Origin of the sequence: Chitinophaga dinghuensis (assembly GCF_003259435.1) — a bacterium.
GTDB classification, from domain to species: domain Bacteria; phylum Bacteroidota; class Bacteroidia; order Chitinophagales; family Chitinophagaceae; genus Chitinophaga; species Chitinophaga dinghuensis.
Window position 1 is genome coordinate 367,402 of record NZ_QLMA01000001.1, and the last position, 21,756, is coordinate 389,157.

19 protein-coding genes and 6 tRNA genes are annotated in these 21,756 nt (G+C 44.1%); 20 read left to right on the forward strand and 5 right to left on the reverse strand.

The window, feature by feature from the left end; translation table 11 throughout:
- Positions 1–258: 258 nt before the first annotated feature.
- The 5 genes from CLV59_RS01490 (at position 259) to CLV59_RS01510 (ending at position 7,879) form a co-directional block, all read left to right on the forward strand.
- Positions 259–3,618, forward strand: coding sequence for a SusC/RagA family TonB-linked outer membrane protein (locus CLV59_RS01490; RefSeq protein ID WP_111590231.1), 3,360 nt, complete (start codon positions 259–261; stop codon positions 3,616–3,618).
- A 35-nt stretch (positions 3,619–3,653) separates the two neighbouring features.
- Positions 3,654–5,015 (forward strand): SusD/RagB family nutrient-binding outer membrane lipoprotein, encoded by a 1,362-nt coding sequence (locus CLV59_RS01495; RefSeq protein WP_111590232.1) that lies wholly within the window; start codon positions 3,654–3,656, stop codon positions 5,013–5,015.
- A gap of 78 nt (positions 5,016–5,093) precedes the next feature.
- On the forward strand, positions 5,094–5,408 hold the full coding sequence (locus tag CLV59_RS01500) for a DUF3467 domain-containing protein (RefSeq protein ID WP_111590233.1): 315 nt from the start codon (positions 5,094–5,096) through the stop codon (positions 5,406–5,408).
- A gap of 39 nt (positions 5,409–5,447) precedes the next feature.
- Positions 5,448–6,521 carry an Ldh family oxidoreductase gene (locus tag CLV59_RS01505; protein WP_111590234.1) on the forward strand — a complete coding sequence of 358 codons (1,074 nt, stop codon included), beginning with the start codon at positions 5,448–5,450 and terminating at the stop codon, positions 6,519–6,521.
- Between the two features lie 35 nt (positions 6,522–6,556).
- Positions 6,557–7,879: an aspartate kinase gene (locus CLV59_RS01510; RefSeq protein ID WP_111590235.1), complete on the forward strand. Its 1,323-nt coding sequence runs from the start codon at positions 6,557–6,559 to the stop codon at positions 7,877–7,879.
- Between the two features lie 92 nt (positions 7,880–7,971).
- On the opposite strand, the gene CLV59_RS01515 is transcribed toward CLV59_RS01510, so the two are convergent.
- Genes CLV59_RS01515 through dinB form a run of 4 tightly spaced genes read right to left on the reverse strand, consistent with a single transcriptional unit; the run spans position 7,972 to position 13,153 of the window.
- Complete coding sequence (locus CLV59_RS01515) at positions 7,972–8,433, reverse strand: RES family NAD+ phosphorylase (protein WP_111590236.1); 462 nt, start codon at positions 8,431–8,433, stop codon at positions 7,972–7,974.
- Between the two features lie 21 nt (positions 8,434–8,454).
- Positions 8,455–8,904, reverse strand: coding sequence for a type II RES/Xre toxin-antitoxin system antitoxin (gene parS, locus CLV59_RS01520; RefSeq protein ID WP_170137616.1), 450 nt, complete (start codon positions 8,902–8,904; stop codon positions 8,455–8,457).
- Positions 8,905–8,942: 38 nt separating this feature from the next.
- On the reverse strand, positions 8,943–11,897 hold the full coding sequence (locus tag CLV59_RS01525; RefSeq protein WP_111590238.1) for a DNA polymerase III subunit alpha: 2,955 nt from the start codon (positions 11,895–11,897) through the stop codon (positions 8,943–8,945).
- Positions 11,898–11,941: 44 nt separating this feature from the next.
- Positions 11,942–13,153 carry a DNA polymerase IV gene (dinB, locus tag CLV59_RS01530; RefSeq protein ID WP_111590239.1) on the reverse strand — a complete coding sequence of 404 codons (1,212 nt, stop codon included), beginning with the start codon at positions 13,151–13,153 and terminating at the stop codon, positions 11,942–11,944.
- A gap of 252 nt (positions 13,154–13,405) precedes the next feature.
- Here dinB and CLV59_RS01535 point away from each other — a divergent pair, with 252 nt between their 5' ends.
- A complete protein-coding gene (locus tag CLV59_RS01535) occupies positions 13,406–14,068 on the forward strand; it encodes an SdpI family protein (protein WP_111590240.1) in 663 nt (220 codons plus the stop codon).
- Between the two features lie 88 nt (positions 14,069–14,156).
- Here CLV59_RS01535 and CLV59_RS01540 read toward each other — a convergent pair whose 3' ends face one another.
- The gene (locus CLV59_RS01540) at positions 14,157–14,597 is read right to left on the reverse strand and encodes a cytochrome B (RefSeq protein WP_111590241.1); all 441 of its coding nucleotides are present in this window, start codon (positions 14,595–14,597) and stop codon (positions 14,157–14,159) included.
- 113 nt (positions 14,598–14,710) lie between these two features.
- Here CLV59_RS01540 and CLV59_RS01545 point away from each other — a divergent pair, with 113 nt between their 5' ends.
- The 14 genes from CLV59_RS01545 (at position 14,711) to nusG (ending at position 21,708) form a co-directional block, all read left to right on the forward strand.
- Positions 14,711–15,463 (forward strand): XRE family transcriptional regulator, encoded by a 753-nt coding sequence (locus CLV59_RS01545; RefSeq protein ID WP_111590242.1) that lies wholly within the window; start codon positions 14,711–14,713, stop codon positions 15,461–15,463.
- Between the two features lie 520 nt (positions 15,464–15,983).
- Positions 15,984–16,310 carry a cupin domain-containing protein gene (locus tag CLV59_RS01555; RefSeq protein WP_111590244.1) on the forward strand — a complete coding sequence of 109 codons (327 nt, stop codon included), beginning with the start codon at positions 15,984–15,986 and terminating at the stop codon, positions 16,308–16,310.
- A 77-nt stretch (positions 16,311–16,387) separates the two neighbouring features.
- Positions 16,388–16,585, forward strand: a complete 198-nt coding sequence (gene rpsU / locus CLV59_RS01560) for a 30S ribosomal protein S21 (RefSeq protein WP_111590245.1) — start codon at positions 16,388–16,390, stop codon at positions 16,583–16,585.
- Positions 16,586–16,670: 85 nt separating this feature from the next.
- Positions 16,671–17,612 carry a tyrosine-type recombinase/integrase gene (locus tag CLV59_RS01565; RefSeq protein ID WP_394336924.1) on the forward strand — a complete coding sequence of 314 codons (942 nt, stop codon included), beginning with the start codon at positions 16,671–16,673 and terminating at the stop codon, positions 17,610–17,612.
- A gap of 493 nt (positions 17,613–18,105) precedes the next feature.
- Positions 18,106–18,405 (forward strand): HPF/RaiA family ribosome-associated protein, encoded by a 300-nt coding sequence (locus tag CLV59_RS01570; protein WP_111590247.1) that lies wholly within the window; start codon positions 18,106–18,108, stop codon positions 18,403–18,405.
- Between the two features lie 236 nt (positions 18,406–18,641).
- Positions 18,642–18,715 (forward strand) — tRNA-Thr (locus tag CLV59_RS01575).
- Positions 18,716–18,789: 74 nt separating this feature from the next.
- A tRNA-Tyr gene (locus CLV59_RS01580) sits at positions 18,790–18,874 on the forward strand.
- 158 nt (positions 18,875–19,032) lie between these two features.
- Positions 19,033–19,105 (forward strand) — tRNA-Gly (locus CLV59_RS01585).
- 29 nt (positions 19,106–19,134) lie between these two features.
- Positions 19,135–19,206, forward strand: a tRNA-Thr gene (locus CLV59_RS01590).
- Positions 19,207–19,318: 112 nt separating this feature from the next.
- A tRNA-OTHER gene (locus CLV59_RS28835) sits at positions 19,319–19,399 on the forward strand.
- A gap of 72 nt (positions 19,400–19,471) precedes the next feature.
- Complete coding sequence (gene tuf / locus CLV59_RS01595; RefSeq protein ID WP_111590248.1) at positions 19,472–20,659, forward strand: elongation factor Tu; 1,188 nt, start codon at positions 19,472–19,474, stop codon at positions 20,657–20,659.
- A gap of 99 nt (positions 20,660–20,758) precedes the next feature.
- Positions 20,759–20,829: transfer RNA gene (locus tag CLV59_RS01600), tRNA-Trp, on the forward strand.
- Between the two features lie 108 nt (positions 20,830–20,937).
- A complete protein-coding gene (gene secE / locus CLV59_RS01605) occupies positions 20,938–21,135 on the forward strand; it encodes a preprotein translocase subunit SecE (protein WP_111590249.1) in 198 nt (65 codons plus the stop codon).
- A gap of 6 nt (positions 21,136–21,141) precedes the next feature.
- Positions 21,142–21,708 carry a transcription termination/antitermination protein NusG gene (gene nusG, locus CLV59_RS01610; RefSeq protein WP_111590250.1) on the forward strand — a complete coding sequence of 189 codons (567 nt, stop codon included), beginning with the start codon at positions 21,142–21,144 and terminating at the stop codon, positions 21,706–21,708.
- The last annotated feature ends 48 nt before the right edge of the window (positions 21,709–21,756 follow it).

Genomic DNA, 21,756 nt, shown 5'->3' on the forward strand with positions numbered 1-21,756 from the left:
ATATAACTGGGTTTGTTAGCGTCGCGTTCTGTTAAGCCACGTAATTAGTTGACCGTTTTAATTTGGAATTATTTACCTGTAAGGTTTTTGCTTTTTTGACGGATAAATTAGTCTCACAAAAAAATATCATATGCTGACTTTCGATATTAAATGTCTCGCAACGTAACCTGCTTAGAGTTTCTGATTGAAACTATCTGATTTTTAGCAATCAAACATATAATTGTTATTTTTTCTTTTCAACCAAAATCTGAATCATCTATGAAAAAGATGCTACTCTTTTTCGTTGTGTTCCTTGCAATGATGAACATGACTACTTATGCCCAGCAGCAACTGGTAGCCGGAAAGGTTACTGGTTCGGATGGAGCACCCCTTCCTCTTGTTACCATTCAAATCAAAGGTACTACCAAGGGGACTACTACTGATGCAAATGGTAATTACAAACTCAGTATTGATGGTAATAGTGCCGTACTTATTTTCAGAAGCGTAGGCTATCAGAATAAGGAAGTAGCCGCTACCGGCGGTTCTGCACTCAACGTAATACTGTTGGCAGATAATAAGAATCTGGAAGAAGTGGTGGTAACAGCGTTGGGTATCAAACGTGAAAAAAAATCACTGGGATATTCCGTACAGGAAGTGAAAGGTGACCAGTTGATGAACAACAAAGACAACGTTATCTCTGCTATGTCAGGTAAAGTTGCCGGCGTACAGGTTACCAACTCCACTGGTATGCCAGGTTCCTCTTCCAACATCATTATCCGTGGTAACCAGTCTATCTCCGGTAACAACCAGCCGTTGTTTGTAATTGATGGTATTCCTATCGATAACAGCGTTAACTCCACTGAAAGCAATCTGCAAGGTGTACAAAACTCCAACCGTGCAATTGACCTCAATCCTGATGATATCGCTTCTATGTCTGTATTGAAAGGACCTGCTGCTACTGCATTGTACGGTATCGGCGCTTCCAATGGCGCGATCATTATCACCACTAAAAAAGGTTCCAATACCGCTGGAAAAATGAATGTTTCTGTAAACTCCTCTGTGACCTGGAGCCAGGTAAATAAACTGCCTGAATTCCAAACAAAATATGCACAAGGTAGTAACGGTATGTATATGGGAGCAGATGTTCCTGCTACGCGTTCATGGGGCCCGGATGTAAAAAATCTGACCTACTATAACAATACTTCTGATCCTAACGATCCTAATAATCCAGGTAATTATCTCTGGAGCTATCTGGGTAACCTCACCTATTTAAATGATGTTACAGATCCTTCCAAACCAGGCAGCACTACTATTGTAGGACATAAAGATCCTCATGGTACAGGCGCTCCTGTTAGGGTCTATGATAACGTAAAAGATTTCTTCGTAACAGGTCATACTTATGATAACTCTGTTGCTTTGTCTGGCGGTAATGATAAAACTTCTTATCGTCTGTCTTTATCCAACCAGAAAAACAATGGTGTTGTTCCACTCAGCACCTTCAATAAAACAACTGTAAGATTAAGCGCTGACTCTAAAATGACAGATAAACTGTCTTCCAGCGCCACTATCGCTTATATCAATTCCGGTGGTACACGTATCCCTCAGGGTGGTGGCGTTTCCGGTATTGGTCTGGGTCTGTACCGTACCCCTATCACCTTTGATAATAAAAATGGCGCTACTAGTCCTACCGATCCAAGAGCGTACATCCTGCCTGATGGCCAGGGCTCTCAGCGCGCCTTCAGTGGCTTCGGCGGCGACGGCGTACACACGCCTGTTTTTGATAACCCTTACTGGTCCATCAACAACGAACAGTTTAAAGATGAAGTAAACCGCGTAATGGGATCAGCTACTATCAGCTATGATGCGTTTAAATGGCTGAATATCTCTTACCGTGTAGGTGGCGATATTTACTCCGACAGACGCAAACAGCCTTACCCACTGTATTCTGCAATACAACCTACCGGTATGATTATGGAAGACCAGTACCTGAATAGAATACTGAACTCTGATTTATTCCTTACTTTCCATAAACAACTGAACAGAGATCTGGACATGACTTTCATGTACGATAATAACCTTTATAGCTTCTATAAAGAGAATATCGCGCCAACAGGTAATAACCTTACTTTCCAGAACTTCAATAACCTCTCCAATGCAGTAAATATTCTCGCTTTTGAAGGTGTGTTCAAACAAAGAAGAGCATCCAATATCGGGGATCTGCGTCTGGCATATAAAGATCAATTATTCCTGCATGCCAGCGGACGCGTGGATAAAAGCTCCACACTGCCAAGAGATAACAACACCTTCTTCTATCCTTCTATCGATTTAGGCTGGGTATTCAGTGAACTGAATGCACTGAAAAACAGTAACGTACTCTCTTTCGGTAAAGTACGCGTATCTTATGCGGAAGTAGGTAACGATGCTCCTATCTATTACCTGTATCCAAACTATGTAAGCGCATTCTTTGCGGATGGTTTTACCAGTGGTATCACTTTCCCATTTGCCACTGCTAATGGTAACATAGGTGGCTTCATGGCAAATGGTACTACCAGCTCTGGTGGCTCCCGTTTGAACAACCCTAATCTGAAACCGGAAAGAATCAAGCAATTTGAAGCCGGCGTGGAACTGAAATTCCTCAAAAACCGCATCGGAGTTGATGTTGCTTACTACCGTAAAAAATCTATCGACCAGATTCTCGCAGTACCTGTTTCCAGTACTACCGGTTTTGGAAGCATCGTGTTGAATGCGGGTGAAATCACCAACCATGGTGTGGAAGTACAGATAAATGCTACTCCAATCAAAGCACGCAATTTCAGCTGGGATATCATGATCAACTGGGCAGCCAACCGCAGTCTCGTAGGTGAACTGTATCCTGGTGTAGACCAAGTCGGTCTGGGTGGTTATACCGGCGCTGTTGCCAGCGCAATGAAAGGTCAGCCTTATGGCGCCATCTTCGGTAACAAATATCTCCGCGATGCACAAGGCAACATGGTGATTGAAGACCGTCCTTCTGAAGGCGCTGGTAAATACGGTTTCCCTATTCCTGACCTGTCTAAGAGCGTTTCTCTCGGAAGCTTTAACCCTGACTGGATCTCCGGTATCGGAAACACCTTCTCTTATAAAAACTTTAGCCTCTATGCCCTGGTCGATATTAAGAAAGGGGGCGTAATGTGGAATGGTACACGTGGTGCACTGGTTACCTACGGACGTGCCAAAGAAACAGAGAACAGAGGATCTACTACTGTCTTCAAAGGCGTAGCAGGTCACCTGGATGATAACGGAAATACCGTATTGGCAGGCAAAAGCAACGATGTTACTGCAGTACTGGGCCAGGCTTGGTATACTGGTAATGGTGGTGGTTTCGGCCCTGTTGCTGAACCATTCATCGAAGATGCAGGATATGTAAGACTGCGTGAAGTAAGCCTGTTCTATAAATTCAACCCTAAACTGTTGGGTGCTACCAAATTCATTAAAGGACTGGAAATAGGTTTTGTAGGAAGAAACCTCTGGCTGCATACCAAATACACTGGTGTAGACCCTGATGGAAGTCTGACTGGTGCTGGTAACGCACAAGGCCTGGATTATTTCACTGCGCCTTCTACAAAGAACTATTCATTACAGCTGAAATTATCCCTTTAATACCAATAGTCTTTAATTCTTAAAATGTTGATTGTATGAAATTCAGAAATATTATCGCTACAGGGTTATTGGGATGTGCACTGTTTACAGGGTTCTCCTGCTCAAAAGCTTTTGTAGATCCTGACATCAACAAAGACCCGAATAACCCGGTGTCTGTGTCTTCATCTGCCTTGCTGCCTTCTGCGGAAGTGGCTATGGGCTATACTTTCGGAAGTGATTTTTCCCGCTTCGGTAGCATGTTTGCACAACAGATCACTGGTGTGGACAGACAGTTCGAAGCTTATAACAGCTACATCTTCTCCACGCAGGATTTTGATAACTGCTGGTCGCTTGTTTATTCTTCCATCATGAAGAATCTGCAGCTGATGATTGTAAACTCGCCAAAAGGAAATGGCGGTTATAATCCATACAGCAGTATCGCTAAAATCCTGATGGCTTATTCTATCACCACTGTTTCTGACTATTGGGGCGATGTTCCTTATTCTGAAGCATTCAACGGGTTAGATAAATTACAGCCTAAATACGACAAACAACAGGATATCTACACTGCTGCGCAGAAATTGCTGGCAGATGCCGTTGCTAACCTGGCCTTACGTCAGGCGCTGCCTGGAACTGTTGAACCAGGAGCAGATGACATCGTATTTGGCGGCGATATCAACAAATGGATGCAACTGGGAAGAGTACTCCAGGCCCGTTTGTATATCCATGTATCCAAATTCGATAACACTGCCCCTCAGAAAGCACTGGATGCCATTGCAGCCGGTGGTTTCAGCAGTAATGATGATAATTTCCAGGTGGCCTTTGGTTCTGCCGCAACATCCAACGCCCCTTACTATCAGTTTGAAACTGGCCGTGGTGGATACCTGGCATATGATATCAGCTATTGGTCTACTACCTTACAGGCAAACAATGACCCAAGGTATCCAAGACTGATAGATGTTTCCGGCGGTGGTCTGAATAAGAACTACTATTTCAATCCTGCTGGATCAGTTCCGCTGACTACTTATCCTGAACAGCTGTTCATCCAGGCAGAAGCCTACTGGCGCTTGGGTAACCTGCCACAGGCAGCCATTGCATACCAGGCTGGTATCGCCGCTTCGATGAAGCAATATGGCGTGGCAGATGCCGATGCGGCTACTTATATCGCTGCAAATGGTACGCTGTCCAATGTTGCTGCCACTGCATTCACGCAGATCATGACACAAAAATATTTTGCCATGTACCTGAACCCTGAGGTGTTTACCGACTGGCGTAGAACAGGTGTACCTTCGCTTACTCCGATTGCCGGTACCCAGATTCCTCGCAGGTTCCTTTATCCACAGCAGGAGCTCAGCTATAATGCACCTAACGTGAATTCCAAATTGGGACTTTACAGCAAAGTTTGGTGGGATCAATAAACAGATTTTCACTACTGATAAAAAAAGAGGGCCATTTGAGCCCTCTTTTTTTATTTTTGTACCGCTAAACTATAAATCATGGAAAATCAGCAGGAAGAACAACAGCAACTTAATATTGAGTTGAGTGAAGAAATGGCAGAAGGACAATACGCGAATCTCGCTATCATCACCCATTCCAACGCAGAATTTGTAGTAGATTTTGTAAATGTGATGCCAGGTCTGCCTAAAGCAAAAGTTAAATCCCGAATCATACTCACACCGCAACATGCCAAACGTTTCATGAAGGCTATGTTGGAGAATATCAAGAAATACGAATCCGTACACGGCACCATTCAGGATCAGGAGCCAGTTTCCCTGCCAATGAACTTTGGCGGTCCTACCGCTCAAGCATAAGCCAGTATTGAATTTAGTACGTATCTCAGCTTTCTTGCCATGGAAAAAACATTTTCATATCATCATTTATTGGAATTTACCCATGAGGTTTTTGTACACATGGGTTGTTCTCTCGAACACGCACGCCTCGCCAGCGAAGTACTGGTAGCAGCGGATCTCAGGGGTATCGATTCTCATGGGGTAGCGCGACTCTCCGGGTATGTACGCCTCTGGGAAGCTGGCAGGATTAATGCCAAACCGAATATCCGCATTGTCCACGAAACGCCCAGTACTGCTGTGGTAGATGGAGATGCCGGACTTGGTCTTGTGGTAGCGCCTTTTGCTATGCAGGTAGCCATTCAGAAGGCTGCGGCTGTAGGTACCGGATGGGTGAGCGTGAAAAATTCCAACCACTTTGGTATTGCCGGATATCATGCGATGCAGGCACTCGATCAGGATATGATCGGTATGGCTATGACCAATGCCAGTCCCCTGGTAGCGCCTACTTTCTCCAAAGAAAGAATGTTGGGTACCAATCCCATCGCAGTAGCCATCCCCGCAAAAGAACAACCGCCGTTTGTGGCTGACTTCGCTACTACTACTGCAGCCAATGGTAAATTGGAAATATTGCAACGTAAGAACGAAGAAGCGCCATACGGTTGGATTCAAGACAAAGACGGACAGCCAAGTACCAATCCGCATGAGCTTAAAGATGGTGGCGCATTATTGCCATTGGGTGGCGATAGAGATCATGGAAGTCATAAAGGGTATTGTTTGGGAGCAATTGTTGATATATTTTCGGCCGTGCTTTCAGGAGCTAACTATGGTCCGTGGGCGCCTCCTTTTGTAAGTTTTCTGCCACTGGCGCCAGATCCTGTAGGAGAAGGCCTGGGACATTTCTTCGGAGCTATGCGGGTAGATGCTTTCCGCCCCGCAGATGAATTCAAGGAACACATGGATAAATGGATTACCCGCTTCCGCGCAGCTACACCCATAGCAGGTAAGGAAGTATTGATTCCTGGTGATCCGGAAAGAGAAATGCAGCAACACCGCCTGGAAAATGGTATTCCGGTGCTGGCCCCTGTAGTCAAGGATTTACAGGAAGTTGCCGCGAAGTTTAAACTTAATTTTTAAAATATTCTCAATCATTTATATACAATTCTATTCAGATGAAAGTGTTAAAATTTGGTGGAACCTCCGTGGGAAAACCAGAGCGTATGCATTCGGTAGCACAGCTGATCACCGCAGATGATGATCAGAAAATTGTAGTGCTATCAGCACTGTCAGGTACTACTAACTCCCTCGTGGAAATTAGCCAGTCATTGTCAGAAGGTAAGAAGGACCAGGCTAAGAAGCAGATCGATAAGCTGGAAGGCCACTATCGTTCTTTCTGTGAGGAGCTGGTCAAGACCGAGGCTGGCCGTGCCAACGCGAAGGCTATCGTTGATGAACACTTCGAATTCCTGAATATTATCCTGAAGATTTCCTTCAATGAAGCATTGAATAAGGATATTCTGGCACAGGGTGAATTGCTGTCTACCCGCCTGTTCTGCGTTTTCCTGCAAGAAGCAGGCATTAAAGCAGGACTGTTGCCAGCACTGGATTTCATGAGCATCGATGAATTCGAAGAACCTGAAATTCCAAAAATTAAGTCTAAACTCACCTCCCTGATTGATAGAAACAAGGATATAAAACTGTTCATTACACAAGGTTATATCTGCCGTAATGCAAGAGGAGAAGTGGATAACCTGAAACGCGGTGGCTCTGATTACTCTGCATCTCTGATTGGTGCAGCCATTCAGGCGGATGAAGTGCAGATCTGGACAGATATCGACGGTATGCACAACAACGACCCTCGCGTAGTAAAGAAAACCTTCCCCATCGAACAACTGTCTTTCGATGAGGCTGCGGAGCTGGCGTACTTTGGCGCTAAAATCCTGCATCCTGCTTCTATCTGGCCTGCCCAGCATTTCAACATTCCGGTGAAACTGCTGAATACCATGCAGCCAGAAGCAAAAGGTACTATCATTACTGAGTTGCCTAACGGTAACGGTGTGAAAGCTATCGCTGCGAAAGATGGCATCATCGCCATCAAAATCAAATCCAGCCGCATGTTGCTGGCTTATGGCTTCCTGCGTAAAATCTTCGAAGTATTCGAGAAATTCCGCACGCCAATTGATATGATCACTACTTCTGAAGTAGCAGTATCCCTGACGATCGACAATCCGCATCATCTGGATCAGATCGTGAAAGAACTGCAGCCATTTGGTACTGTGGAACTGGATTATCAGCAGGCGATCGTTTCCATCGTTGGTAACGAAGTGGCAGCTACTCCTTCTATCATCACCAAATTGTTCTCTTCTCTGGAAGAAGTGCCGTTGCGCATGATTTCTTATGGTGGTAGCAGACACAATATCTCTATCCTGGTGAATGCCCAGTTAAAAGACAGAACACTGCAACTGCTGAATAAAGGCTTATTCGGTCTGGAATAGAATTCCCTGACCTGATTTTATAAAGTAAGACAGCCGTCCCTAGGGACGGCTGTCTTACTTTAATCAAAAAAATAATGCGGTGAAACAGCAGGTTATGACTTGCTCAATCGCTGATCGAAAAGAAAAGGTTTTGTTTCACTGACGATGATTCCCTGCGCTTCCGGATGTTCCGGATTAATCAGGTAATTATATTCGTCAGCAATTACCACAGACGGAATTTTCAGCACCGCATATTTAGCTGTTGCTATCCACTCGTCCCCGATACACTGCAATTCCGGCAATGGGGCGAGCGATTGCCAGTTGCCTGGTAAGTCTTTCTCCGTGAGGGTTTTGATGGCTATGTTGTCGGGAATATGGATTCCTGCGATGCAGAAATCTTGTATAATGTTTTTCAGCGGAATATGCACCAGTACTTCCAATGCTGCCAGTGCCCTGGAGCCTGCGGTGTATACAATAGAATGCCCTTTGCTGTTCCAGCGGCCACCATACAGGCGCGCACCAGTTCCGCTCAGATCATTAATGTAGGCACACTTACTGATCCTGTAAACGTTCATGAGTAATATATCGAGGTGATGCTATGCAAACAAGCCATGTTCTATGCGGCCAAGTTCATCCTGAATGAGCTGAAAACCAAACGTAGTGTCTAATAGCGAAATAGGGAGTTGATAGTTGAAAGCCGGCAACGGAGTACGCATCCATTCCTTGAAATTTTCGAGATCACCGAATACCTCGGTGCCCCTTTGGTACAGCGCGGAAAGCATTATCGCCCGCTCACTGGTATCCAGTGATAGCTTGGCATCATCCGCATAACGCTGTAATGTTCTCTCTGATATATGTACGACCTGCGCCAACTCCGTCAATGAAAATGAAATCTGTCTGCTCAGGTTTAATAATGCTCGTTTGATAATGCCACTACGGGACAATGCAATGAAATCGAAATAGCCGCCACCCAGCGCATGACTGGCATGACTTGTATCAATCAACAAGGCATTTTCCTGTACCTGATATCCTTTGAAATTTGACATAACCGACATTTGTCGCAAAAATACAACAATTTGTCGTATTAATTGCTTTTATCTTCGAAATAACCGATTTTTCGCATCCAGCTGATTTCCAGTGTAATAACGCCATAATCAGATACGACCTTCCCTTGCAGGATATAAAATCCGCCCTTCTGGAAAGGATATTGCCGCAAACTGTCCGGAAAATGTACCGTATCCACAAACTCATCTTCCGCATCCAGGAAAGTACCAAAACACATCGGATCTCCTTTGGAGGTACGCAACATTTTCATGGTCACATAATAGCCCAGCGTCATAATCTCCTTACCAATATATTGATGAAAATCACGGGCAGGGGTATACGTGGATTGTTCATGCTGTAATATACTGAAGGGGGATTGCAAAGGGAACCCCAGCAGGTCAATTTCATCAAAGGCATCTTCGTGCGCATGATAGGCAAGTTGAGGAAGCGTACAATCTACCGGCGTTGGCCTGAATAATGGCAGGTGATGTATCTGTCTGACTTCACGGGCTTTGGCTAGCAGACTACCTTTCCACAGCAGTTCTTTTTTCGTATAGCCGGTAAAGTGAAAACAGCCAATACGAATAAGAATTTCCATTTGTTCCGGCCCGGGGCCTACGCGGGAAACAAAATCTTCCAGGCTTACAAAAGGCCCGTTGTGTTTTCTTTCTTCCAGGAGTCGCTCTACCAGCGCGAATTCCAGCCCCTCGATGTGAATAAAGCCCACATATACTTCTTTACCATGAATATTGGTGAGATAGTCGCTTTGATTGATACAAGGGGCATGTAACTGAATACCTGTTTGTTTTAGCTGGTTGAAATACAGTTCCCTGCTGTAAAATCCTCCGAAATTATTGATCACCGCCACCATGAACTCAGCAGGGTAGTAGGTTTTGAGATAAAGACTTTGGTAACTCTCCACAGCAAAGCTCGCAGAATGCGCCTTAGAGAAGGAAAAATTGGCAAAGCTGGCAATTTGTCTCCATACCTCCTCACTCACATGCCGGGGATGACCTTTGGCATCGCAATTATTGAAAAACCTTGCCTGTATCTGTTCCAGGTCTTTCATACCTCTGTATTTTCCTGCCATGGCTCTTCGCAGGCGATCTGCATCGGCCAGTTCCATGTCGGCAAACTTATGCGCCACTTTGATAACATCTTCCTGGTATACCATGATACCAAATGTTTCCTTCAGTAATTCCTCAATAACGGGATGGAGGTATACTACTGATTTCGGGTTATTGAAACGTTCAATATATTGTTTCATCATGCCGGATTGGGCCACACCAGGGCGGATGATGGAACTGGCGGCTACCAGCGATCTGTAATCATCGCAGCGTAATTTGGTGAGCAACTGCCGCATAGCAGGAGATTCAATGTAAAAACACCCAATAGTATTCACGCCGCGCAGATTGGCTTTCACCTGTTCATCCACCATAAAAGCTTTTACATTGTGGATATCGATGTCTACATCATGATTTTGTTTGATGAGATCAATGGCATCCCGGATATGCCCAAGTCCTCGCTGACTGAGGATATCGAATTTATACAACCCGATGGCTTCTGCCTGGAACATATCCATCTGCGCTGTGCTGAAGCCCTTTGGCGGCAGATAGGTGGTACAATAATGATGGATAGGCGACTCACTAATCAGAATGCCGCCTGCATGGATACTGAGATGATTGGGAAATGATTTTTCCTGGTTATCCATCAGTTGACAGAAGTGCAGAATTTTTCGCTGTATTTTATCTTCATCCAACTTCACACTAAAGCCTCCCTGCAGGATACGATCGATTTCTTTCTTCGGTAGTCCATATGCTTTCCCCAGTTCCCTGACAATGGCATGTGTCTGGAAAGTAGTGACAGTGCCCAATAACGCCGTATGTTCCGGCCCATATTTATTAAAGATGTAGGTAGTGATTTCATCCCGGTCTTTCCAGGAAAAATCGATATCAAAATCAGGCGGAGAGCTGCGATAGAGGTTCAGGAACCGTTCGAAATAAAGATCCAGTTCTATGGGATCTACATCTGTAATACGTAGGCAATATGCTACGATGGAATTGGCGCCGCTACCGCGACCTACATAGAAAAATCCTTTTTCCTGGGCAAAGCGAATGATGTCCCAAGTGATCAGAAAATAGGATTCGAAATTGAGTTTTGCAATGATATCCAGTTCCTTTTCAATGCGGGCGGCGGCAGATTCATGATTGGTGCCATAGCGATAAATCATTCCTTCAAAAGCAAGATCCCGTAAGAGTTTACGGTCTTCTTCCACACTTTTGGTGAATATTTTTTTATTGCGGGGGATATTCATTTGCATTTCCACCTCGCAGGCGTTCAGTACTGCCAGCGTATTCTCCACGATATGCGGATATCTTTCAAAATGTTCCACGAGATCGGCGGGATGAATAAAAGTTTCATCAGGAGCAGCGTAGGTTTCGGGCGAAAGCTGGGATATCAGGATATTCTGGTCGATGGCTCTCAGCACCTGGTGTAATTCATAATGTAGTTCATCCTGGAAGCTCACTGGCTGCATGATTACCAGTTTATCTTTCAGTGCAATAGTGTCTATCCGGAATAATTTATTGATATCCTTTACGCGTACGCCCATAAGTTCATGCGGCGCCAATGTATGCGGGGAGCGAGACCCCCAGGGATAGATCACGAATGTATCCGGCAATTCAGGGGCTTGTTCGGGAAATGGTTCTCCGGTATGTAGTTTATAGGAAAGAAATTTATTGATATGGTACCAGCCGTTCTGATTGCGGGCCAGCAATAGATAACAGAGGGTATGTTCATTTCTGCATTCCAGTCCCAGTACGGGTTTGATATCTTGCTCCCTGCATTCAGTAGCAAAGGTCCATGCATCGGAAGTGATGTTGATATTGGTTAGCGCAAGGGTGGTGATACCGAGTTCTTTTGCTTCCCGGATGAGTGTTTCAACGTGCATGGTGCCATATCGCAGGCTGAAAAATGTTTTGCAGTTCAGGTACATGATGTGGTTTTTGACAATTTTCTTTTATTGGTTAGTCGCCTGATTTATTTTTTATGAAATGGGGAGATGTCTCGTTTTCGGGCCAGCAGCTTCTTATCTGGGGGAAGTACATTGGTGCCTTTCATCAGAAAATCCCATCCGAAGCGGTTTTTAATTTGATCGATGGCCTGATATAGCGCAATCATTTCCTGGGTATCGTCAAAAAGGCTGATCTGATAATTCCCTTGTACGAGGTGACTGAACCGTACGCCTATGAGTCGCACTAACAACCTGCGGTCATATAATTTTTTAAAGAGTTCTTTTACTTTTTCCAATAGGATATGGTCGGAGCAGCAGTAGGGGATAGATAGCTGTTTGGTAACGGTTTCAAAGTCGGAATACCGGATTTTCACCGTGATGCATCCGGTTAGTTTATCCTGTTGTCGTAGTTCGAAGGCAATTTTTTCTGTCATGCGTACCAGTTCGGCGTGCATGAATTCCATATCGATGGTATCGATGGGGAAGGTACTTTCAGTAGAGATAGATTTTTGTTCATAGTAGGGAACTACGGGAGATTCATCGATGCCGTTGGCTTTTTTCCAGAGGGAAATACCATTTTTTCCCATCCAGGCTTCCAGTAGGGAAACGGGTACTTCGCTGAGCGTTTTCACGGTTTCTACGCCGCGCCGGCGTAGTTGTGCAGCGGTTTCTTTCCCTACCATGGGAATTTTTTCTATGTTGAGTGGGGCAAGAAATGATTTCTCTTCACCGAACATGATTTCCAGTTGACCGTTTGGTTTGGCTTCATCGGTGGCTACTTTGGATACGAGTTTGTTGGAGGCGAGGCCAAAGGAGATGGGGAGTCCGGATTCTTTGATGATTGTTTTCCTGAGTTCGGTGGTCCATTTGAGGGAGCCGAAATATTTATCCATGCCACTGATATCGATATAAAATTCATCGATGGAGGATTTCTCGTAGAGGGGGGCTTTGTCAGCGATGATTTCGGTGACTTCGCGGGATTTATTGCTGTATGCTTCCATGTCTCCACTGCGTATGATGGCATGTGGACACAAGCGTAGTGCGGTTTTCATGGGCATGGCAGAGTGGATGCCGTAGCGTCTGGCTTCGTAGCTGCAGGCAGCTACAACAGCGCGGTCGCTACTGCCGCCTACAAGCAGGGGTTTGCCAATCAGGCTGCTATCCTGTTGGCATTCTACAGAAACGAAGAAACAATCAAGGTCGAGATGCGCAATGGCGCGTTGTTGCAACGATATCATAACTCACAGATTTAAAGTGATGTAATCGTTTCAGGGAAAAGTTGGGTTAGGTGCTGTATATCCCGCACAGTAGCGGGACTTCAAATATACTAACATTTTTAGTTTTACTAAAATAATTAGTATTTAAGGCGGGGAACGGAATGAATTTTGTAATTTTGCAACATATAGGGGATTTAATCTGTAATTAGTTAAGCATATGAAAATGAGGTAGAAAGGCATTGAACGTACTCATCTTTTCAAAAGCAGGTTCCTATGACAAAAACAGATCTTCGCAAAGAGCTTCTTCTCCTGCTACTATTTGTAGCGCCGCTCATTTACATGGGAGTGATATGGAGGAATATACCGGATGTGTTCGGGCAGGCGGTAGAGCCTGTTCAGCAGCAAATAAAGACGAAAGAGGACTTCCTGCTGCTTATGATATTTGTCTTTTTTACAAATGCCCTAATGTATTTCTTGTTCAGGTATTTGCCAAGAACAGACGATGAGTCGGTTTCCGATCCGGAGTTAATGCACCGGGAATATTACAAGGTTAGATTTGTTATCCAGATATTTCTTTCAGCGATCGCATTTATTGTTCTTTTCATGGTGCAAACGAGTCATACTTATGCGATGGAGCGTTGGGCGTTTATTGGAATAGGTCTGCTGATAACGGGTGTGGGCTTATATCTGAAGGGGTTAAAGCCCAATAACTATGTAGGGGTGCGTACACCTTGGACGCTTAGGGATCCGGAAATATGGAAGAAAACACATATGATGGCCAGCTCCTTATGGACAGCGGTGGGCATTGTATTGATTGCAGGGGCATTTTTCATGTCGCTCATAACAGGAGTATTTGTTATATTTGTAGCATCATTTATACTTCCGATATTGCCTTATATATACTCATTCCGATTGGCAAATGAGGATAAGGGTTAACAAGAAACGATTAATAGTGGTCAATACATAAAAAGAAATGGCGGCTCTGACAAGGCCGCCATTATTATTTTGGGAGTAATTACACGGATTAATAGAACCCTCTCTGACCTTTAGTCATTACCAGACCGATGATAATAAGAATTAACACCAGGGCAATGCCGTAGAAGTTCAGCGCCAGTTTGTGTTTTTTGGCTGCATCGGTTGCCTTCTTCACTTTAGACTTACCAATATGTACCAGTGCAATGGCAATGATGGCCAGCGTTTCATGTTCTACCGTAAAGAAACGGAGAATAGGCTCCTTCATAGCTGCGCCCATATCTGCGCGGGCAGCAGTAACGAGACTGCTCGTAAAGAACAGGATAATTCCAACCAGCAGCTGGATATCGCAGGCGATCATAAAGAAAAGCCCTGCTTTATTATCAGCAGCGGTGAAAGGCGTTTTACCAGAAACGCCTTTGTAAGCACGGATGACGGCCCAGATACCTGTGAGCAGTACTGCCCATCTCAAAATGGAATGTACAAGTAACATAAGTTAGTGAGTTGATTAATCCGGGCAAAAATAAGTTCTGATTCGCAGATATATTTGGTAAATGATAAAAATATTTGCTAATTTTGTTAGCAAAGTACTAAATTGTTTAGGTTATGTCCGTAGTATGCCAGAATTTGAAATATCTGCGTAAGCAAAAAGGCTGGACGCAGCAAGAGTTTGCCGATAAACTTGGCATCAAGCGTTCCCTGCTCGGCGCATATGAAGAAGAGCGTGCGGAGCCGAGAACAGAAGTGCTGGAACAGGTCAGCGATATGTTCCGGGTAACAATAGATGATCTGCTTCGCAGAGATCTGGGTTCCCAAAAGGATAACTTCCTGGAAAAACGTCGTCAGCAAAAATTGGGCAGCAGCAGGCAGTCCATCACCTTTGTTCCGGTAAAAGCTGCTGCAGGTTATCTGGCAGGCTATAACGATGAGGAATTCATCGAAGAGTTGAACACCTTCACGTTGCCAATGCTGGGCGCCGGCGATTACAGAGCCTTTGAAATAGCCGGGGATTCTATGCTGCCGGTAACTTCCGGATCTGTAATTGTCTGCCATAAGGTAGATGGCTGGGAAGAAATTAAAAACAATGAAACATACGTGGTAGTCACTTCCCGCGGTGGTATTGTTTTTAAACGTATCGTAAAAAGCAACCGCTCTAAATCGAAGATTACCCTCGTCTCCGACAACAATCAATTCGAGCCTTATGCGGTAGAAATGGAGGATGTGCTGGAACTCTGGCAGTCAGATGCCATCGTCAGCAAATCCAGTCAGCAAAGCCGTATGAGCGTGAATCACCTGGCAGATATGGTGAGCCAGCTGCAGGATCAGGTGAGCATGTTGAAAAAGAAAATAAAAGACTAAATAAAGTAACCTGTTGCCAACATACTGCCCTTCAGGCAGTAAATTCCACAGGTAGCGCCATTTCGTTCCGGAATGCGTGTCATTTCATTGATTTTTTACTGCGGGAAGAATGCCCGCAGTCTTTATCTGCGGGAGCAGATCGGGCGCCCTATTCCGTATCTGTTCCCAGCTATCCAGATTTCCTTGTTTCCGGATTTTCCTACGTTTCCGAGAACAACCCCGTTATTGCCCGGTTGCCCGCTGATCCCGGTAATTAGCAGTTATTACCGTGACCACCAGGTAACCGTAGCAAACGGGAAAAATCAGGCAAAACCGGCAGAAAAGCTGCCCATTTACCCAACTTACTAATTCAAAGTAATTAGTACATGCCTGAAAACCGGTACACAAAGGCACAAGATGATGCCCGTTGCAGTTTTGCGCCTTTGTGTACCGCGGCAACTCCGGTCATTCTTTGGCTAATCGGCCGAAAAATCATAATTTAATTGACGATTTCAATCCGATCACCCAAATAGTTCTATCTATGAGGTTCCATGTATCTATTGCTGAAGCGATGCAACAGCTAAAGAAAAGTGAAGATGATTTCGCAGTGCTCTTTGAACATGGCAGCATGCGCGGCATTATCTTCAGACCCGAAGAACTGGATGATCAGGAACCCCATATTCAGGACGAAATCTATATTGTACTCAAAGGATCCGGTGATTTTACCCTCGAAGAAAAAACGGTTAAGGTAGGGCCCGGTGACTTCCTCTTCGTTCCCGCAGGCGCCGAACATCAATTCACGAACTTCAGCCCTGACCTGCTTTTATGGGTTATTTTCTATGGTGAAGAAGGAGGTGAAGAAGATTGAGAGAAAAAAATAGATCCTTTTTGGTTTTAAAAAATATTGTGTTATCTTTGCGTTCCTAAAAATAAGAGGCAAAAATTATGTTGATAATTGATTCTAAAGATTGCGAAAACATAGACAAGGCGCTGAAAAAGTACAAGAAGAAATTTGAGAAAGCTCGCATCCTGCTGCAACTCAGATCACGCCAGTCTTTTACCAAACCTTCTGTTAAACGTCGTAATGAAGTGCTGAAAGCAGTTTATAAACAACAGTTGGCTTCTGGTAAAATTGAAGGATAATTCCTATTGCTAATTTATTCGTTAGCAACTCAAAATATTTGATGATTGTAAGGTTTTTAATAACTTTACAATCATCAATCTTTTTGTGTTGAACGAAGAACTCTACTCCTTATCCGAGCGTTTCCTGACTCACCTGGAGCTCGAAAAACGGTATTCTGAACATACCAGCAGGGCCTATCGCAGCGATATGTCCCAATTCCTTTCCTTTATTACCGCCAAATTTGGCCGTACCATCCTCACCGATATCTCCCATATTATGATACGCGAATGGCTATCAACCAATATGGATAAATCCGTGACGGCCAAAAGCGTTAACCGGAAAATCTCTACCCTTAAATCATTCTTCAAATACTGCCTCCGGCAAGGACTGATTAAACAAAGTCCAATGGTGAAAGTCATTTCCCCAAAAATCAGTAAACGCCTACCCGGATTTATTGATGAAAAAGGTATGCGCGCCCTGGAAGAAAATGTCAGCCCCGTATCCCTGACTTCCTCCATCATATTCACAGACGATTTTGAAGGACGTACACACCGACTCATTTTCGAAGTGTTTTATCAGACGGGCATCCGTTTGTCTGAATTAATAGGCCTGGAAGAATTCAAAGTAGATAAACGTAATCTCACCATCAAAGTGCTGGGAAAAGGGAGTAAAGAGCGACTGATTCCCATCAATAACGCATTAGCTGCACTGATAGAGGACTATAAGTCCGAAAAGAGAGCGCACCTGGAAGGATTTGAGGAAAAGGTACTCTTTGTACATCCCCACACAGGAAAGAAGCTGTATTCCAAGTATGTCTACCTCACCGTCAGAAGATACCTGACAGAACATCAGATTACTACGCTGAAGAAGAAAAGTCCGCATTTACTGCGACATACCTTCGCTACCCATCTTACCAATAATGGCGCGGACCTCAATGCGGTAAAGGAGCTGCTGGGACATGCCTCCCTCGCTGCTACGCAGGTGTATACGCATAATACCATTGGCAAACTGAAAGAAGTACATAAACAGGCGCACCCGAAAGCATAGGTGGCGTATGTATAAAACGGAAGAAGGGGCTGAATTTCAGCCCCTTCTTCCGTTTTATACATATCTGCTGCTAGCGCTTATATTCCGGCCGGAAACGGATAAAATCCTGGGCACGACTATTGTTTCTCTGTTGGGGAACAGCCGGAATTACAGATAATATGTGGCAATGTGATAGGGAGACACGGATGCACAGGTCTGATCAGCTATTTGAAAATGAGAGCTGAACGCAGCATTTTCAGCGGTCCTTGAGGAGTGCTGAGCTCAGTCTGGGCGGGCGATTGCAGGAAGCGTAACAAAAGGTTGTTTATAGTGTTGAATATGTTAGATATCAGGCAGATAATTTCATTTTAACAAAATATTACGCGGTATAGTAGCAGCGAATAGATAAAGTGAGTATATTAGTACAAGAAGTTCTTTCACACTAAAGAGAATGCCTATAGCCAAGCATTACCCATTAGTACACAGATTGTTAAAATTTAAAAAAATTAGTGCTATGAACGTTCAAATTCAAACTGTGCATTTCGATGCTGATTCAAAATTGATTGATCACGTGAACAGAAAAATTCAGAAATTGAACACGTTCCATGATCGAATAGTAAGCGTGGATGTTTTTCTAAAGTTGGACAATTTAGCGCATCAGATAAAAGATAAAATTGCGGAGATAAGAGTCCGAATACCGCGACAGGACTTGTTTGTAAAGCACGAGTCTAAATCCTTCGAGGAGTCATTTGACCTAGCATTTGACTCATTAATCAACCAGGTAAAACGCAGTAAAGAGAAAAAACTTCAATAATTTTTTGAAATAATTTTGGAAATATCAATTCCTTTGCTACCTTTGCCATCCCGATTACAAAAAGGGATCGGTAAAAGGTAGCAAAGTTCTTTATAGCAGGGCGTTTTAGCGGAAACAAATGATTTTTTAATAATTTGTAAGAAACTAAAAAAAAGATTTGGAGAATTGATAAAAACTCTTAATTTTGCGCTCTCTTTCAACGAGTTACTTAATTGAAAGAATGTTTTTTGAAAGATGCCAGCATAGCTCAGTTGGCCAGAGCTACTGATTTGTAATCAGTGGGTCGGGGGTTCGAATCCCTCTGCTGGCTCATCGTTTTGGTTAAGTTGTTCGGGTACTAACGGTATCCGGACAACGAAAATCAAAGATCAGAAAAAATTGTTAGGGCAGGTTCCAGAGCGGCCAAATGGGGCGGACTGTAAATCCGCTGTCTACGACTTCATAGGTTCGAATCCTATCCTGCCCACCAAACGGCGTGTTCCGCCTTTGCCTTAGCAGAGGCGGAACATAGTTGTGAAATGGCAGGTGAGTCGTTAACATCACCACCCTGTGGTACAACAGCCTTTATGTTCTTTAATTTAATTAATTAATTCGTTTTCCGGTTTATCTGGAAAGTAGAATTAAAATGCGGGAGTAGCTCAGTTGGTAGAGCGACAGCCTTCCAAGCTGTAGGTCGCGGGTTCGAGCCTCGTCTCCCGCTCGCATTTTTAATCAGATGCAATTTTTCAAGCTGTTGTAGCTCAGGGGTAGAGCACTTCCTTGGTAAGGAAGAGGTCGAGAGTTCAATTCTCTTCAACAGCTCATTGAATTTTTTGAAATAGTTGTAGTGAGTAGTTAATAATCGCATCAACAACTCCATAAAATTCGAATTTCGGAATTCGAATTTACCAATTCCCACTCCGAAATTAAACTTAGCGTTGTAGCTCTATGGAAGAGCAGTTGCAGTGAATAATATTACTGTAAAAGGAAATGAGTTCAATTCTCATCAGCGGTACAAGTTTGTAAATCGTGTTTTATTAAACAACTATCAATACAATCTTTACAAACCATCTAAAAAGAAAATACAATGGCAAAAGAAACCTTTAAGCGGGATAAACCCCACGTAAACATTGGTACCATCGGCCACGTGGACCACGGTAAAACTACCTTGACTGCTGCCATTACCACAATTTTGGCAAACAAGGGTCTGGCAGAGAAGAGAGGTTATGATGAGATCGATGCGGCTCCTGAAGAAAAAGAAAGAGGTATCACTATCAATACAGCTCACGTTGAGTATCAGACTGCAAATCGTCACTATGCTCACGTTGACTGCCCTGGTCACGCTGACTATGTGAAAAACATGATTACCGGTGCTGCTCAGATGGACGGTGCTATCCTGGTGGTTGCTGCTACTGACGGTCCTATGCCACAAACAAGAGAGCACATCCTCCTGGCTCGTCAGGTAGGTGTTCCTCGTATCGTTGTGTTCATGAACAAAGTTGACCTGGTTGACGATGCTGAACTGCTCGAACTGGTTGAAATTGAAGTTCGTGACCTGCTGAGCTCTAACGGTTTCGACGGCGATAACGTTCCTGTTATCAAAGGTTCTGCTACCGGTGCTCTGGCTGGCGAAGAAAAATGGGTTGGTGCTATCGAAGAACTGATGGCTGCAGTTGATGAATATATTCCTCTGCCTCCACGTCCAGTTGATCAGCCTTTCCTGATGTCTGTTGAAGACGTATTCTCTATCACCGGTCGTGGTACTGTTGCTACCGGTCGTATCGAGCGCGGTCGTATCAAAGTTGGTGACAACGTTGAGATCGTAGGTCTGGTTGCAGAAAACCTGAAATCAACTTGTACTGGCGTTGAGATGTTCAAAAAACTCCTCGACGAAGGTGAAGCTGGTGACAACGCTGGTCTGCTGCTGCGCGGTATTGATAAAGCTCAAATCCGTCGTGGTCAAGTAATCTGCGCTCCAGGTTCTATCACTCCTCACACCGAATTCAAATGCGAAGTTTACGTACTGAGCAAAGAAGAAGGTGGTCGTCACACTCCATTCTTCCAGAAATACCGCCCTCAGTTCTACTTCCGTACCACGGACGTAACTGGTGAGGTTGAACTGCCAGCAGGCGTGGAAATGGTTATGCCAGGCGATAACATCACTCTGACTGTAAAACTGATCGCTCCTATCGCAATGGATAAAGGTCTGAAATTCGCTATCCGCGAAGGTGGTCGTACAGTAGGTGCTGGTCAGGTAACTGAAATCCTGAAATAAGGACTACATATTGTGAATCTGATTCACAATCTAAATAAAACCATTAGCTTTGACTATCGAAGTCAAAAGCTGAGATAACTCAAAGCTAATGGTTCATACACGGGCATGGTGCAACGGTAGCATACGGGTCTCCAAAACCTTTGATCTGGGTTCGAATCCTAGTGCCCGTGCAAGGTTAAAAAATACAAAATGGTTGAATTGTTATTATTTTAAAAAAATAGAACAATTCAACCTTTTTAGGCTTTATCCAAATTGACCAACAAAACGCATTTTAACTAATGAATAAGATCAGAAATTACTTCCGCGAGTCTTATCATGAACTGGTTTACAAAGTGTCCTGGCCTACCTGGCAAGAACTGCAGTCCTCTACCATGATAGTCCTGATTGCTACCATCTTTGTAACAGCTCTGGTATGGGGCATGGATGCAGCCTCTAACTTTGTGTTAACTCACTATTATCAATTATTCAAACACTAATCAAATATGGACGCAACCAATACTCCTGCGCAGGAAACAAAGTGGTACGTGCTCCGCGTTGTTAGTGGCAAGGAAAAAAAAGTGAAGGAATACCTGGATATTGAAGTGCGCCGCTCCGATTGGGGTAACGTAATCACCCAAGTCTTCCTCCCCGTAGAAAAAGTTTATAAAGTGCAAGCCGGTAAAAAAGTAATGCGCGAAAAAAACTTCTATCCGGGTTATGTGATGATCGAAGCCATCGATGGGAAAATGACCGACGAAGTAATACAGGCCATCAGAAACGTGTCCGGTGTTATCCACTTCCTCGGTAAAGAAAAACCTATCGCGCTCCGTAAAGCAGAAGTAAACAAAATGTTAGGTAAAGTCGATGAACTCTCCGATCAGGGTCTCACCATGTCCGAACCTTTCATCGTTGGTGAAACAATCAAAATTATCGATGGTCCTTTCAATGACTTCAACGGCGTTATCGAAGAAGTTATCGAAGACAAAAAGAAACTGAAAGTAACTGTAAAAATCTTCGGTCGCGCTACTCCAGTAGAACTGAACTTTATGCAGGTAGAAAAACTTTCCTAAGTTCCTTTACATCAACAAATCATATTGGAAAACGTTCCGGTTCTTACC

Excerpts from the sequence above, each read along its gene's own strand:
- parS (WP_170137616.1), bottom strand. The coding sequence starts at position 8,904 with ATGTCAAATTTCAAAGGATATCAGGTACAGGAAAATGCCTTGTTGATT.
- CLV59_RS01570 (WP_111590247.1), top strand. The coding sequence starts at position 18,106 with ATGAACGTTCAAATTCAAACTGTGCATTTCGATGCTGATTCAAAATTG.
- rpsU (WP_111590245.1), top strand. The coding sequence starts at position 16,388 with ATGTTGATAATTGATTCTAAAGATTGCGAAAACATAGACAAGGCGCTG.
- nusG (WP_111590250.1), top strand. The coding sequence starts at position 21,142 with ATGGACGCAACCAATACTCCTGCGCAGGAAACAAAGTGGTACGTGCTC.
- CLV59_RS01555 (WP_111590244.1), top strand. The coding sequence starts at position 15,984 with ATGAGGTTCCATGTATCTATTGCTGAAGCGATGCAACAGCTAAAGAAA.
- dinB (WP_111590239.1), bottom strand. The coding sequence starts at position 13,153 with ATGATATCGTTGCAACAACGCGCCATTGCGCATCTCGACCTTGATTGT.
- CLV59_RS01525 (WP_111590238.1), bottom strand. The coding sequence starts at position 11,897 with ATGTACCTGAACTGCAAAACATTTTTCAGCCTGCGATATGGCACCATG.
- CLV59_RS01510 (WP_111590235.1), top strand. The coding sequence starts at position 6,557 with ATGAAAGTGTTAAAATTTGGTGGAACCTCCGTGGGAAAACCAGAGCGT.
- CLV59_RS01495 (WP_111590232.1), top strand. The coding sequence starts at position 3,654 with ATGAAATTCAGAAATATTATCGCTACAGGGTTATTGGGATGTGCACTG.
- CLV59_RS01540 (WP_111590241.1), bottom strand. The coding sequence starts at position 14,597 with ATGTTACTTGTACATTCCATTTTGAGATGGGCAGTACTGCTCACAGGT.
- CLV59_RS01505 (WP_111590234.1), top strand. The coding sequence starts at position 5,448 with ATGGAAAAAACATTTTCATATCATCATTTATTGGAATTTACCCATGAG.
- CLV59_RS01515 (WP_111590236.1), bottom strand. The coding sequence starts at position 8,433 with ATGAACGTTTACAGGATCAGTAAGTGTGCCTACATTAATGATCTGAGC.
- CLV59_RS01490 (WP_111590231.1), top strand. The coding sequence starts at position 259 with ATGAAAAAGATGCTACTCTTTTTCGTTGTGTTCCTTGCAATGATGAAC.
- secE (WP_111590249.1), top strand. The coding sequence starts at position 20,938 with ATGAATAAGATCAGAAATTACTTCCGCGAGTCTTATCATGAACTGGTT.
- tuf (WP_111590248.1), top strand. The coding sequence starts at position 19,472 with ATGGCAAAAGAAACCTTTAAGCGGGATAAACCCCACGTAAACATTGGT.
- CLV59_RS01535 (WP_111590240.1), top strand. The coding sequence starts at position 13,406 with ATGACAAAAACAGATCTTCGCAAAGAGCTTCTTCTCCTGCTACTATTT.
- CLV59_RS01545 (WP_111590242.1), top strand. The coding sequence starts at position 14,711 with ATGTCCGTAGTATGCCAGAATTTGAAATATCTGCGTAAGCAAAAAGGC.
- CLV59_RS01500 (WP_111590233.1), top strand. The coding sequence starts at position 5,094 with ATGGAAAATCAGCAGGAAGAACAACAGCAACTTAATATTGAGTTGAGT.